Annotated in this window: 12 protein-coding genes and 1 pseudogene; 4 read left to right on the forward strand and 9 right to left on the reverse strand. The window is 57.8% G+C overall.

Going from position 1 to position 13,608, the window contains the following annotated elements:
- Position 1: 1 nt before the first annotated feature.
- Positions 2 to 1,084, reverse strand: coding sequence for an AI-2E family transporter (locus PH5382_RS05815; RefSeq protein WP_058333422.1), 1,083 nt, complete (start codon positions 1,082 to 1,084; stop codon positions 2 to 4).
- A gap of 182 nt (positions 1,085 to 1,266) precedes the next feature.
- Positions 1,267 to 2,631, reverse strand: coding sequence for an FAD-dependent oxidoreductase (locus PH5382_RS05820; protein WP_058333423.1), 1,365 nt, complete (start codon positions 2,629 to 2,631; stop codon positions 1,267 to 1,269).
- Between the two features lie 219 nt (positions 2,632 to 2,850).
- Here PH5382_RS05820 and proS point away from each other — a divergent pair, with 219 nt between their 5' ends.
- From proS to PH5382_RS05835, 3 genes are all read left to right on the forward strand, one after another.
- Positions 2,851 to 4,206 carry a proline--tRNA ligase gene (gene proS / locus PH5382_RS05825; protein WP_058333424.1) on the forward strand — a complete coding sequence of 452 codons (1,356 nt, stop codon included), beginning with the start codon at positions 2,851 to 2,853 and terminating at the stop codon, positions 4,204 to 4,206.
- Positions 4,207 to 4,410: 204 nt separating this feature from the next.
- Positions 4,411 to 5,697, forward strand: coding sequence for a lipoprotein-releasing ABC transporter permease subunit (locus PH5382_RS05830; protein WP_058333425.1), 1,287 nt, complete (start codon positions 4,411 to 4,413; stop codon positions 5,695 to 5,697).
- The gene (locus PH5382_RS05835; RefSeq protein ID WP_058333426.1) at positions 5,690 to 6,373 is read left to right on the forward strand and encodes an ABC transporter ATP-binding protein; all 684 of its coding nucleotides are present in this window, start codon (positions 5,690 to 5,692) and stop codon (positions 6,371 to 6,373) included. Before PH5382_RS05830 ends, PH5382_RS05835 begins: the two co-directional genes overlap by 8 nt.
- 74 nt (positions 6,374 to 6,447) lie before the next feature.
- On the opposite strand, the gene PH5382_RS05840 is transcribed toward PH5382_RS05835, so the two are convergent.
- A complete protein-coding gene (locus tag PH5382_RS05840; RefSeq protein ID WP_058333427.1) occupies positions 6,448 to 6,882 on the reverse strand; it encodes a DMT family transporter in 435 nt (144 codons plus the stop codon).
- Between the two features lie 314 nt (positions 6,883 to 7,196).
- On the opposite strand from PH5382_RS05840, the gene PH5382_RS05845 reads away from it, so the two are divergent.
- Positions 7,197 to 7,604, forward strand: coding sequence for a c-type cytochrome (locus PH5382_RS05845; RefSeq protein ID WP_058333428.1), 408 nt, complete (start codon positions 7,197 to 7,199; stop codon positions 7,602 to 7,604).
- Between the two features lie 37 nt (positions 7,605 to 7,641).
- Here the strand turns inward: PH5382_RS05845 and PH5382_RS05850 are convergent, their stop codons facing one another.
- From PH5382_RS05850 to parE, 6 genes and pseudogenes are all read right to left on the reverse strand, one after another.
- Positions 7,642 to 8,325, reverse strand: coding sequence for a hypothetical protein (locus PH5382_RS05850; protein ID WP_058333632.1), 684 nt, complete (start codon positions 8,323 to 8,325; stop codon positions 7,642 to 7,644).
- A 75-nt stretch (positions 8,326 to 8,400) separates the two neighbouring features.
- Positions 8,401 to 9,059: pseudogene (locus PH5382_RS05855) on the reverse strand (DNA-3-methyladenine glycosylase I).
- A 13-nt stretch (positions 9,060 to 9,072) separates the two neighbouring features.
- Positions 9,073 to 9,495, reverse strand: coding sequence for a PaaI family thioesterase (locus tag PH5382_RS05860; RefSeq protein WP_082645573.1), 423 nt, complete (start codon positions 9,493 to 9,495; stop codon positions 9,073 to 9,075).
- 33 nt (positions 9,496 to 9,528) lie between these two features.
- Positions 9,529 to 10,293 (reverse strand): hypothetical protein, encoded by a 765-nt coding sequence (locus PH5382_RS05865; RefSeq protein ID WP_058333429.1) that lies wholly within the window; start codon positions 10,291 to 10,293, stop codon positions 9,529 to 9,531.
- Positions 10,294 to 10,786: 493 nt separating this feature from the next.
- The gene (locus PH5382_RS05870) at positions 10,787 to 11,497 is read right to left on the reverse strand and encodes a hypothetical protein (RefSeq protein WP_058333430.1); all 711 of its coding nucleotides are present in this window, start codon (positions 11,495 to 11,497) and stop codon (positions 10,787 to 10,789) included.
- A gap of 23 nt (positions 11,498 to 11,520) precedes the next feature.
- Positions 11,521 to 13,479, reverse strand: a complete 1,959-nt coding sequence (gene parE, locus PH5382_RS05875; protein WP_058333431.1) for a DNA topoisomerase IV subunit B — start codon at positions 13,477 to 13,479, stop codon at positions 11,521 to 11,523.
- Positions 13,480 to 13,608 lie beyond the last annotated feature (129 nt).

The raw sequence follows: 13,608 nt of genomic DNA on the forward strand, positions 1-13,608 counted from the left end.
GTTAAGGCTCGTTTTGTTGCTGCGAATCCGGGTGGCTCAATCCCTGGTACAACCGGCTGTCCAGATACTGTTCTACGAGGAAACGTGCAACGACTCCGAGAGCGGCGGCGACAGGAACCGCCACTAACATGCCGACAAAGCCGAACAGGGCACCAAAGACAGACAGCGCAAGCAGCAGCCAGACCGGATGCAGACCAACCGAGTTGCCCACCAGTTTGGGGGTCAGGTAGTTGCCTTCGATCACCTGACCGGCGGCAAAGATGGCGCCGACGATGCCAATGGACCACCAGTCGCCCCAGAACTGAAACAAGGCTAGGCCGATGGCCAGTGCACCGCCAATCAGTGCACCAAGGTAGGGGATGAACGTCACCAATCCGGCGATGAACCCTACGGCAAGGCCAAAGTTGAGCCCGACGATCATGAGCGAGATAGCATAGTAGCTACCCAGGATCAGGCAGACCGTTCCCATGCCGCGAATAAAGGAGGCCAACACGGCGTCTACCTGACTCATCAAGCGGCGAATGATAGGCGCGTGATCTCGCGGCAACAGCGCGTCAACCCGCGCGATCATCCGGTCCCAGTCCAGCAGGAGATATACGGCGACAACCGGAACGATCACCAGCAGTACCAGAACATTCAGTAAGGATGCAGCTGACCCCACAAGTCCTTCGAGTAGTTCGATCCCTTTTCCTTGCAGGGTGCCGGCGATCGACGAAACGGTCTGCTGAGCCCGGCTGCCTTCGGTGAACAGCGAGGGGAAATGAGTCTGCACAAAGGCGCGCAGATCCCGAAACGCTTCGGGCAGGACAAGCGCAAGATCGATCATCTGGGAAATTAGGGTTGGCAGCACCACCAGCATACCCGCTAGAAACAGCAGGATCGACACGACGATTATGGTGGCGGTAGAGGCGGCACGGCTGAGCCCTAGGGATTCGAGCCGGTCAGCGACCGGATCGATCATATAGGCAATGGCGGCGCCCAGCACGAAGGGCAACAGCACATCCCCCAGGGACCATAGAAGGATGGCAAAGACCGCAGCGGCGATGCCCCAGTATTTGAACTGTTTCTTTGCTGGAAGGGCCATGAACACTCTGCCTTGTTGCTGGGGGCGTGCGAAAGGGACTGTGCCACAGTCATTGCCTATGGTCGCGCCAGTGGCAAGGTTGAGTCTGCCCGCAAAGATTTTGCGCGGCAGGTTTTTGCGTGCCCTTTGAGGAAGACACGCAAGCGGTTTAATAAAAGACGACTAAGCCATCTGGACGCGACCTAGTGGATCCGCACGCCCTGACGTTTCAGCTCTGTTTGAACGGCGGTGATATCCACGGTATCCAAGGCAGTATCAGCTTTGACAGACAGCGCCGCAGCGATACCGGCCCCCTGACCGGCGACAGCGCAACAGGCCATGTTACGGGTGGCGGCGTGGGCGATCTTGTCGCCGCCGATGGCGCGGCCCGTGACTAGCAGTCCCTCGACGCCTTTTGGCAGCATGCAGCGATAGGAGATCTGCATATAGCGGCCAGTGGTGGGCAGGATCAAGACGCCGTAACCGTCGATGAATTCGGGATAGATGCCAATGGTATCCTCGAACCGGCCCTGATTGCGGGTCTCGTCTTCGGTGATGTTGTGGTGGGCGTCGATTTTACGGGTGTCGCGAATACCGATGGTCATGCCAAAATTGCGCAGTCGTGCGGCCTCGCAGCCCGGTGTGTAGGCGTTGAGCGCCTTGATCGCCTGCATTGCCTGGGCGCGGCCTTCGATTTCGCCACGGGTCATGCTGTCGGGGTCGGTGCCGTCGATACCTGCAAGATGCACCAGGTTCATGTAGGTCATCTCGCCACTGTCATGCACCGCGCCCCAGGTGCCGCCAATGGTGTTGAGATGTGCCGGGATCACCCCGTCGCGGATCGCCTGACCAAAGGGTTTGGCCAGAAAGGGCGAATACATTTCGTCTTCCTTGCCCGAGGTCTCGACCTGCCATTCGCCTGTTGACCAATCAGCATAGGTTTGCGGGTCGGCTTTAACCCCCTCCATGAACTTTTGCTTGTCGACACCGGCGATGTGGAACATGACGCTGGCCGCCTGCATCTCTTCAACCGGGGTTTTGATCGTTGGTGCTCCCATCATCTGGGCAATGTCGGCGTCGCCGGTGGCGTCAATCACCCGCTTGGCCAGAACCGCTTCGCGCCCGGCCTTGCTTTCGACGATGATGCCGGTGATGCGGTTGCCCTCGCGGATGGGCGCCACAAAGGTACGGTGCAGCATGGGGTGAATGCCGGCCTCTTCGACCAGGCGGTCTGCCACCAGTTTAAAGCCCTCGCTGTCCAGCTCATACGACAGTGACTGGCTTTCGGGGACTGCCGCGCCCATGGATTTGGCCCGTTCTTCAAATTCCCAGCCAATCCCGCCGGCCTCGACCGTTTGCTCGTGGCGATACCAGGCAAAGCCTTCGACGCCTACGGTGGTGATATTGCCGCCAAAGCAGCCAAAGCGATCCAGCAGCGTTACCTCAACGCCCGCGCGAGCCGCAGCCAGCGCGGCCGCCAACCCGCCGGGCCCTGAGCCGACAACCAGAACGTCGGTGGTATGGATGACCGGAGTTTCGCGGGCCGGTTCCAGAACGGTGTGCTGCATGGGGATCTCGCTTGTCAAAAAACTTCACCTACTGTTGAGAAACTGGTATCATCATTCAAGAACTAAAGCGGCAAATCTGGCCAAAAACGACGTTCCGTTGCGTTTCCGCTAACAGTGGGCCCGGGGCAGGGGCCCAGAGCCCAGAATCAAAGCATGATTGAATAGCGCGCAATGATGGCTTAGACCGCAGGGGAAACCCTTCGTAAGATTGAGACCGACATGCGCCTGTCCCGCTATTTCCTGCCTGTTCTGAAAGAGAACCCTTCCGAGGCCCAGATTGTCAGCCATCGCTACATGCTGCGGGCCGGAATGATCAAGCAATCCTCTGCCGGGATCTATTCCTGGCTGCCGCTGGGATTCAAAGTGCTGAAAAAGCTTGAGGGCATCGTGCACGAAGAGCAGCAGCGTGCCGGCCACATGCCGATGCTGATGCCCACCATCCAGAGCGCTGACTTGTGGCGTGAATCCGGCCGCTACGACGACTACGGCCAAGAGATGCTGCGCATGCAGGATCGCCACGGTCGCGATATGCTGTTTACCCCAACGGCCGAAGAGCTGATCACCGATATCTTCCGCGCCCATGTCAGCAGCTACAAGGATCTGCCGCTGACCATGTATCAGATCCAGTGGAAATTCCGCGACGAGATCCGCCCGCGTTTCGGCGTGATGCGGGGCCGCGAATTCTACATGAAGGATGGCTACAACTTCGACCTCTCCAAAGAGGACGCGCTGCACGCCTATAACCGCCATCTGGTGACCTATCTGCGCACCTATGAACGTATGGGGCTGCAGGCCATTCCGATGCGCGCCGACGGTGGGCCAATCGGTGGCGACTACACCCATGAATTCCTGGTGCTGGCCGAAACCGGCGAGTCGGAAGTGTTCTATGATTCTGCCGTGACCGACCTGAGCTTTGGTGACCGCGAGATCGATTATGACAATGTGGAGCAGTGTCAGGGTGTGCTCGAAGAGTTCACTTCGAAATATGCCCGCACCGATGAAACCCACGACGAGGCCCTGTTTAACGAGGTACCCGAAGAGCGCCGCCGCGTGGCGCGCGGTATCGAGGTCGGCCAGATCTTCTACTTTGGCACCAAATATTCGGAGGCGCTGAATGCCACAGTCCAAGGCCCCGATGGCAAGCCCACCCCGGTTCACATGGGTAGCCACGGCATTGGTGTGTCGCGCCTGCTGGGCGCCATCATCGAGGCCAGCCATGACGACAAGGGCATCGTCTGGCCCGAAGGCGTCACCCCCTTCCATTGTGGGATCGTCAATCTCAAGCAGGGCGACGACGAGGCCGATGCAGCCTGTGAGCAGCTTTATGCAGCCCTCACCGCGATCGGGCTCGATCCGCTCTATGATGACCGCAAGGAACGTGCGGGCGGCAAATTCGCCACCATGGATTTGATCGGATTGCCCTGGCGCATCACTGTTGGCCCCCGTGGGCTGAAAAACGGCGTGGTCGAACTCACCTCGCGCCGCACAGGTGAAAGCGAAGAGCTGAGCCCGGAAGAGGCGGTGAAGAAAATCGCTGCGATTTATGCGAACCATCAGTCTGGACCTGGTTTCTGAGGCAGACAGTTCTGACTACACAAAGCGGGGGGCAGCCGGATGGTTCGCCCCTTCTTTTTTGCTTTCGGCCTATAGACCTCCCTACGCCTTTCCCTTGGAAATGGTGCGGCTGAGGTCAGTGAAAACCCGCTGGGGGCGAAACCTGACCTTGACCTGATACGCTTGAAACTCCAGTTTGGCGCAAAATTCCGAGCAGGAGCCAGCATGGCCAAGACACCTCCGCCGTTTGCGCGATTTGAATGGATGATTGCCTGGCGCTACCTGCGCGCGCGCCGTGCCGAGGGTGGCGTTTCGGTGATGACTTGGATCAGCCTCATCGGCATCACGCTTGCTGTTTTTGCACTGATCGCGACACTTGCTGTGCGCTCTGGGTTTCGGTCTGAATTTGTTGGAACCATTCTTGGCGCCAATGCTCATGTGACGCTCTATTCACATGGAAAACTGAACGATTCCGGGCAGTTCGAACGCAAGCTTGAGAACTTCGACGCTCTCGCGGCCAGGGTGTCTGAGGTGCCCGGTGTCGTGCGGGCAGCGCCTCTGATCAAGGGGCAGGTGATGGCGAACGCGCGCCAGCGCAATGCCGGGGTCGAGGTTTTTGGTATCGCCAAGGCGGGTATCGAAACCATTCCCGGCGTGGCCAATAGTGACGGTGCCATGGGCGATCTGAGCCGGTTTAACGAGGGCGTCGCCATCGGATCCGGTGTGGCGCGCGAGCTGAGCGTCAGCGTCGGCGATCGGATCAAGCTGATATCGCCCAATGGGGTCAAGACGGCCTTTGGCACCAGCCCGCGCATCAAGGCCTATGAGGTGGTCTATATCTTTACCGCCGGGCGCTACGATATCGACCGGACCCGGCTCTATATGCCTTTTGCCGAGGCGCAGAGCTTTTTTAATCGCGAAGGCTTTGCGGATGAGATCGAAGTGATGATCAAAGAGCCCGAAGCGGTGGACCTGATGGTGCTGCCTTTGCTGCGCGCAGCGGATGATGCGGTGGGCGTCTGGACCTGGCGCGACGCCTCTGGCGGCTTTTTACGCGCGCTCGAGGTCGAGGACAATGTCATGTTCATTATCCTGTCGATCCTGGTGCTGATTGCGACGATGAATATCGTCTCGGGGCTGATCATGTTGGTCAAGAACAAGGGGCGCGATATCGGCATCCTGCGCACTATTGGCCTTAGCGAAGGGTCGGTGATGCGGGTGTTCTTTATTTGTGGCGCATTCACGGGCGTGCTGGGCACATTGTTCGGCGTCATTCTGGGCTGTCTCTTTGCCAGCTATATCGACCCGATCTTCTCATTTGTGAACTTTTTGATGGGCGGCGGGGTCTGGGACCCCTCGATCCGCGGTATCTATGCATTGCCGGCTGAATTGAACCTGCCGGATGTGCTGTCCGCAGTGGGGCTGTCGTTGGGGCTGTCCTTTGTGGTTACAATTTTCCCGGCCCGGCGGGCTGCCCGGCTCAATCCGGTGGAGGCATTGCGCTATGAATGACGCTGTTCTGGAGCTGAAGGGGGTCACCAAATCCTATAACCACGGCACTTCTGCCCAGGTCGATGTGTTGCGCGGTGTTGATCTGGCGCTGAAGCCCGCAGAGATGGTGGCCCTTGTGGCGCCCTCTGGGGCGGGGAAATCCACCTTGCTGCATATTGCGGGTCTGTTGGACACACCAGATGGTGGTACAGTGCAGGTGGGCGGACAAGAGATCAGCGGCAAAGGTGACCGGACGCGCACAACGTTGCGGCGTCAGGACATCGGATTTGTCTATCAGTTCCATCACTTGCTGCCTGAATTCACCGCGCTGGAAAACATCGTGCTGCCGCAGCTGGCCAATGGCATCAGTGAGAGCGCAGCTATGTCCCGCGCGCAGGAGCTGTTGGCGCTGGTGGGATTGACCGATCGGGCAAAGCATCGCCCGGCGGCCCTGTCTGGCGGCGAGCAGCAGCGCGTCGCCTTTTGCCGCGCACTGGCCAATGCGCCGCGGGTTCTGCTGGCGGATGAACCGACAGGGAACCTCGACCCTGGCACCTCTGATCAGGTTTTTGCGGCACTTATGGATCTGGTGGCGGGCACAGGCCTATCAGCGCTTGTCGCCACCCATAATCCTGATCTGGCAGCCCGGATGGATCGCCGGGTGAAGCTGGAAAATGGTGTGCTGGTCGACCTTTAAAAGGTCGGCCACTTCGAGACCAGCTTGGTCGACCTTTGTAAAGGTCGACCGCCGTGTGACCCGCAGAGGCGGTGTCAGGCGAGCTGGGTGATCCAGACCCCAAGTGCCATGACTGAAATTCCGGCCGAGCGCATCAGGGTCAGGGGGCTGACCTGCGCACCAAAGAGGCCAAAGTGGTCGATGGCGGCGGCACTGACCAATTGGCCCAACAGCACAAAGAACACGGCATTTCCAACGCCGAAATGCGGTGCGACATGGGTGATCGACAAAACGTAAAAGGCCACTAGAAGCCCGGCGAGCAAGAGGTGTTTTGGCGCGGCTTCGACATGCAACAGGGCCTGCGGTCCTTTGATCAGGCTAAAGACCACGGCTGCCACCAGCGCGACAGCAAACAGCACCACACCTGCCGCCGCCGGAGAGCCGATGAACTGGCCCAAAGCGGCATTCAGCGCCGCCAAAACGGGAATACCAAGCCCCGCGGCCAGCATGATAAGAGCGTAGTGAAGCATCGACTTCTCCGGTTGATCATTGACGTGCCGTGATGGCTTTGGGCGATCATGACCTCGAAGGTGGAGCGGGTGCAAGGGGCAAAGGAGCCGTCAGGATCCAAGACCCTGCGGCACGGAAATATGTCGGCATTAAGCTGGTTGTTCTTTCTTGCAATTCAAAACCGTAGATGTAGGCAAAGAGGTAGGAACGCGGCTGCGCTTGACACAGCGCAAGGTTCCGGGCCAGGTGCTGTGAAACTCTGATGGTAGAAAACCTTGGCGGGTTCTGTGCTAAATATTCTGCGATGACTGCTAAGCTAGAATAAGGAATTACCATGAAATCTTCTCGTATTCTGGTGGGGCTTGTGGGGCTTTCCCTGACAGTTGGGGCCTGTGCGATCCAAGACATGGACATGCCGGAAGCCGCCGAAGGTGCTGCCCTGTTCAACCAGAACTGTGCGGCTTGCCATGGCACTGACGCGGATCTGGCAGCACGTGAAGTTGCCACATCTGCACCGGACCTGCGCAAGATTGCCCAACGCCACAAAGGGGCATTCCCCCGCACGAAGGTTCTGTCGCAGATTGACGGTTATGGTCGGGGGCGCGTCAGTGCCGAACAGATGCCCGAATTCGGTGCCCTCTTGGAGGGGGATCTGATCCCGGTTGAGGTGGATGGTGTCTTTACGCCAACGCCACGACCGCTTGCGGCCCTGTTGACCTATCTCGAAAGCATCCAGAGCTGATCGCGCTCTTCAGCACGGGTGGGGTTGGTTGGCCGGTCTAGTTGCAAATACCTGAAAGTTCGGCCTTTTTCCAAGGCAGATAGACGTCGCTTTGCCGCGTCTTAGGCAGGTCAGAGACTGGCATCACGGCTTTCAACATCTTATGCAATCGCTTGCTGCGCGAGGCCTGCGGCGCCAGCGCGCGACAGCAGACGTATTCTTCGACAATGGCGCCCTGTTGTTCATAGCCATAGCTGAGAAAATCAGGGCTGCTGTCCAGTTCAAACAGATAGGGATCCGGGTTGGCGCTATGTTCGGCCGCCGCCCGCAGTGGATGATACCCGGTCTGGCGGCGGTTCTGCCATTGCCAGACATGGGTAACCTCATGCGCCAGCAGCATCGCCTCAACCAGGTAGAGCCGTTCCGGATAGGCAGGCATGTAGTTTTCCGTGTACCAGTCTTTGACAAAGAAAACCCGGTTGAAAATCGTCACCGCCGCAGGGGAGGAGGTGACTATTTCATCCTTGGTCACGGGCGGCAGGATGCTTTCGCGGCAGGTCACACGGGGGCGTGGTTTTCGGCGAAAAGTTACTGCGGCCACGGGTGCGCCCCGGACCAGATGCACCCGCTCCATATCGAGGCTTTCGCCATGAATATCAGACAGGAAGCTGCGCTCGCCCTCGCTCAAAGGGCGGCCACAGGATGCCAGCAGGCAGAGGATCAGACAAAGACGCAGGATCAACATGGACAAAGCCTAACGTGGATCGATTTGCAGCGGTAGCAGTGACTGGGCCTGCCTGCCGGAAACACCGATCAATTACCCGCAACTCAGGGCAAGAACACGACTGATTTCCATCAGGGAGCGTTCGGATTGCTGTTGCCAGCTGTCAAAGGCTTGCTGAACTGACCTCAGCGCTGTCTTTGAGCTGGCAGGCTTGTCGATCACGCCTTCGGCGATCAGTCTTGCGGTCACGTCCTTTGACAGCACAAAGCCATCTCGTCCGGCAAAACGCATCACCATCTGGCCCGTGTTGCCGCCCAAGCGGCTGCCGCGTTTTTCAACATCTCCAGCAAGCCGACGAAATCATCGTTTCGCCAGTTGCCAAACACCTCACCTGCGCCGCCATCCTGTCGCAGCTCCATCAGAAATACGGCATTGTCGCGCACAGTCTGGATCTTAGCCCCATTGCGCACGATATCCGTGTTACGCAGCAGCGCGTCCAGCTTTTCGTCATCCATGAATGCATTGCGCGCCAGATCAAACGCATCAAAGGCGGCTTCAAATCCGGGCCATTTCGCCTCTATCACCTTCCAGCTGAACCCGGCCTGAAAGACGCATTTTGTCATGATCGACAGCCAGCGATCTTCGGGCAGGGTGGCGAGATAGGGATCCGGTTTCGGTAAGGATTGTTCCAGCGCTTCCTCACCGCCATGGCGGTGCGCGGAAATCTCATAGATTTCGTCAAAACTGCGCATGGGGGCCTCCCGGTTAAGGCGCGTAAAAAGTTGCCGTGGCGGTGGAGATTAGTTTGGCACTTTCCTCTTCACGCATTTCCGCCTTGGCAAAGACAAGTGCCTTGCCAGCGCGCACAACTTCGGCGCGGCACAAGATGGCGGTGCCAACACCGGGGCGCAGAAACTGCGTGTGCAGGTCGGTGGTTGCAAACATCCGCATCTCTCCGGCATGGGCGACGGCCGCCAGCACCATAGCGGTATCGGCCAATGCGGCCAGCGCCTGACCTGAAACAATGCCACCTACGCGCGCCAGGTGCGGCGCCAGCGGCATGCGCAGCACGACACCTGTGGGGGCAAATTCTGTAACGGTCAGATCCAGCGCGCGAACCCATTGTGCGAAGTTTTCATCCAGTAAGCTTTGCGCGTCGGAGAGTGTCATCTGCTGTGTTGACGTCATGACTGGCCTTTTGATTGATCTGTTTGCCAAAGCCTAGCGGCGCGCTGGCAGGAGTTCCACTACGGATTTCCCCAGACGAAAAGGCGCTGCAAAGGCAACCATACAAAGCGCAAAGAGCTGTAGCATCAGGATATAGGCGTTGTCCTGCAGGTAGTCCCACTCTTCTTTCAGGCGCTGGATTTGCGCGATCAGTTCGTCATAGGCGCGGGCCAGGATCAGGAAATCCCCAGCGATGGTCGGCACCTTGCGGCGGAGGGTGTCGACCGCATCTTGTGTGGTTTCATCCAGGGCGGAAAAGATCAGAAAAGCATCGGGATTAAAGGCTTCGGCCTTGGCGGCCATGTCCTGCATCTCTTGCATCTCGGAACGTGCGCCCAGCAGGAAGGTGATCCCCTGCAAAGGGGCGACCTCATCTGTGACGGCGATGAACAGGGGCAGTTCTGCATTGCCAGCGGTGGAGGCTGACAAAAATTCGATCTTTTCACAAAGAACGGCGATGTCGCCATCATAAGCGGGGTCGCAAAACCGCAGGCGAAAGCGGGCCGCGTCCCGGTCAAAGGCGGCGGTGGCGGCATAGGCGACATCGATCTGGCGCTCCAGATGGCTGCTGTCGGATTTGTAGATCCCGGCGACCACGGCCACCAGCGCGCCAAAGCCGCCCAGAATGACCCAGACCAGATCCGCCAGTTTCCAGGCGTGATGGCCTGCGGGTTTGCGAAAAAGGAAAGCTGTGCCGATCAGGCCCGCAACAAAGAACATCAGGATCAGCAAGAGCTGGTTGTCAGCGATGAAGGTCATGCAGCATTCCGTCTTGGGTTTGGATCAGATTAGAAAGAGGGCAGGGGCCGGGCAACAGGGATCACGAGACTGTGTGGGGTTGCACGGCTTGGGTCTGGGAAATAGATGAAGCTCTTCGCTTCGGTCTAATGCTCTGAAAGGCAACAGTTGCAGGCTGTTCCCTTGGGTCGCACGGCCCGCGCCTTGGGCTCCGCCCGTTTCGACCTAAACCTGTCCCCCAGACAGTTTCCTCGACGGTCTCAACTCCCCCGTGGAGTTGGAACCGGTTCGCATAGCGACAAACAGTGCGGGGCACTGTTTGAGGTTCAAGCGGGCGGAGCCCTTCGCAGGTGTCCGTAGCTTTGGAAGTTGATAGTTGCTGGTATTCGCCTGGGCCGCCAGGCCCGCGCCTGACCTTCCCCCCGGGAAGGCGCTTCACGCCTCCCCAAGGTCAGGCGTGAGCCTTTGGTTATCTGGCTTGCAATGTTCACTCCTTGATTGGAGCTTTCGTCGATTAGTATGTGAAAGAAATTTCTTCCGGTTTAAAGACACCGTCCGTAGAGCTGTAAATGGAGAACTGTTGTTCAAATTCAATGCCGTTTATGGTTTTCCCATTAATGATCAATGGCCCGCCGGCGTGAGGGCGAAATACATCAATTTGAATTTCTGTATCATTTTCAATCCTGTCAATTGGGTGTCCAGGATCACGTTTTCCTAACCCCGATCGAAGTACGGGGTACATTTTTGAGAATGAGGAAACTGTAACATAGTGAGCTGTCGCAGATGAGTTTACGAGAGAGATTGTAAGGTATTCAGCACCTGAATCATCTTTATTTTCAACAAAATCCAGAACAGTAAATCTCGGTGTGTTCTTTAGGGCAGTCTCAACTCTTCTAGATTGTTCGGTCTCAAGTTGATGTGAAAGGCTTCTTTCGGCGTTTTCTGCTTGCTTTTGTTGCGCTTTTACTGAGTTCCTTAACTCTTTTGCTTGAAGGTTAAGGGCATCAACGCTGTTCTTCAGCTCTTTGCTCTGCTGGAAAAAGCCTAGAACCAGCCAGTAAAATGCAAGAGGTGCAAAAGCACCTGCTAGGAAATCTCCAAGCTCATTTAAGGAAAGAGACTGTCCAGCCGAGGAGTGTTTATAAAACACTCCGGTCAGCAGGCCTATATATCCAAACGTAGTCCAAACGGGGTGTTTTTTGATAATAAAATCAATAATTTTCAATCCGACCTCAATTTAGTTCGTCTCTACACATCCAGCTCCTCAACGAACTTGGCGTTCTCCTGAATATACTGGTAGCGAAGCTCGGGCTTTTTCCCCATCAGACGCTCTACCAGATCACCGGTTTCGCCGGGCTCATCCTCGTCAATCGTCACCCGGATCAATTTCCGAGTATTGGGGTCCATGGTGGTCTCTTTCAGATCCTTGGCATCCATCTCGCCCAGACCCTTAAAGCGGCTGACATCAATCTTGCCCTTGCCGCCTAGCCCTTTTTCCATCCAGGCGTCGCGCTCTGTCTCGTCCAGGCAATAGACGCGGCGCGCGCCTTGCGTCAGGCGGAACAGGGGCGGACAGGCGAGATAGAGATGACCACCGTCGATCAGCGGGCGCATCTGGGTAAAGAAGAAGGTCATCAAGAGCGAGGCGATATGCGCCCCGTCGACATCCGCATCGGTCATGATGATGATTTTGTCATAGCGCAGATCGTCGAGGTTGAATTTGGTGCCCATGCCAACACCCAGCGCTTCGCACAGATCGCTGATTTCGGCGTTGGAGCCAAGCTTATTTGACGCCGCCCCCAGCACGTTGAGGATCTTACCCTTGAGAGGCAGCAGTGCCTGATTGACTCGGTTGCGCGCGCCCTTGCCGGAGCCGCCCGCGCTGTCGCCCTCGACGATAAACAGCTCGGTGCCGGAGCGGTCCTTGGAGGTGCAATCGGTGAGTTTGCCGGGCAGGCGCAGCTTTTTGGTGGCGGTCTTGCGCTGGGTCTCTTTTTCCTGTTTGCGGCGCAGGCGTTCTTCGGCGCGCAGAACAAGGAAGTCGAGGATGGCGCCGGCTGATTTGGTGTCGGCAGCAAGCCAGTTGTCAAAATGGTCGCGAACGGAATTTTCCACCATCTTGGAGGCGCTTTCGCTCGACAGACGATCCTTGGTCTGGCCGACAAAGGCAGGATCCGCGATGAAGCAGGAGACCAATGCACAGCCGCCCGCCATCAGATCGTCGCGGGTGATGCTGCCGGCTTTCTTGTTGCCGACCAGCTCCCCGTAGGCCTTGATGCCTTTTAGGATGGCCGCCCAGAAGCCCGCGACATGGGTGCCGCCTTCGGGGGTGGGCACGGTGTTACAGTAGCTTTGGGTGAAACCATCGCGCGACGGTGTCCAGTTGATCGCCCATTCGACATAGCCGGGCTCGCCGAATTTCTCGCGGAACTCTACTTTGCCTGCAAAGGGTGCCTCGGCATAGACCGAAGCCTTGCCGAGAACCTCGGTCAGGTAGTCCTTGAGGCCGCCCGGGAAGTGGAATGTTGCCTCGCAGGGGGTTTCGCCGTCGTCGATGGCGCTTTTCCAGCGGATTTCGACGCCCGAAAACAGATAGGCCTTGGAGCGCACCAGAGTGAACAGCCGCTTGGGCTTGAACCGGTGCGAGCCAAAGATCTGCTCATCCGCGTGGAAGGTCACAAAGGTGCCGCGCTTGTTCGGGGCGGCGCCGACTTTTTCAACAGGCCCCAGTGGGATGCCACGGGAAAATCGCTGTTCGAACAGTTCTTTGTTTTTAGCAACCTGCACCACGAGGCTATCGGAGAGCGCGTTCACTACCGAAGAGCCAACCCCGTGCAAACCACCCGAAGTCTGATAGGCCTTGCCAGAGAATTTGCCGCCCGCGTGCAGGGTGCACAGAATGACTTCGAGTGCGGATTTGTCTGGAAACTTCGGATGCGGGTCAATTGGAATGCCGCGCCCGTTGTCCGTGACGGTGACGGAATAATCCGCGTTCAGCGTCACCTCAATGCGGTTGGCATGGCCTGCAACCGCTTCGTCCATCGAGTTGTCGAGGATTTCCGCCACCATATGATGCAGCGCGCGCTCATCGGTGCCGCCGATATACATGCCGGGTCGCTGGCGGACTGGCTCCAGCCCTTCGAGCACTTCGATCGAAGAGGCGTCGTATGTTTCGGCGTCGGGCGTGCTGAGAAGGTCGTTGGCCATAGGCGGGAGCTGCTCTTTGTTGGTTTTGGTTTGGACAGCATTATGGCAGGTGTTGTGGCCTTGTGAAAGAGCCACGCTAGGGGCTGTGGATAACCTTGTCACCCAGAACCCTCAAGGTGAGAGGTGCTG

The organism is Phaeobacter sp. CECT 5382 (assembly GCF_001457775.1).
In the GTDB taxonomy this organism is placed as follows: Bacteria; Pseudomonadota; Alphaproteobacteria; order Rhodobacterales; family Rhodobacteraceae; genus Pseudophaeobacter.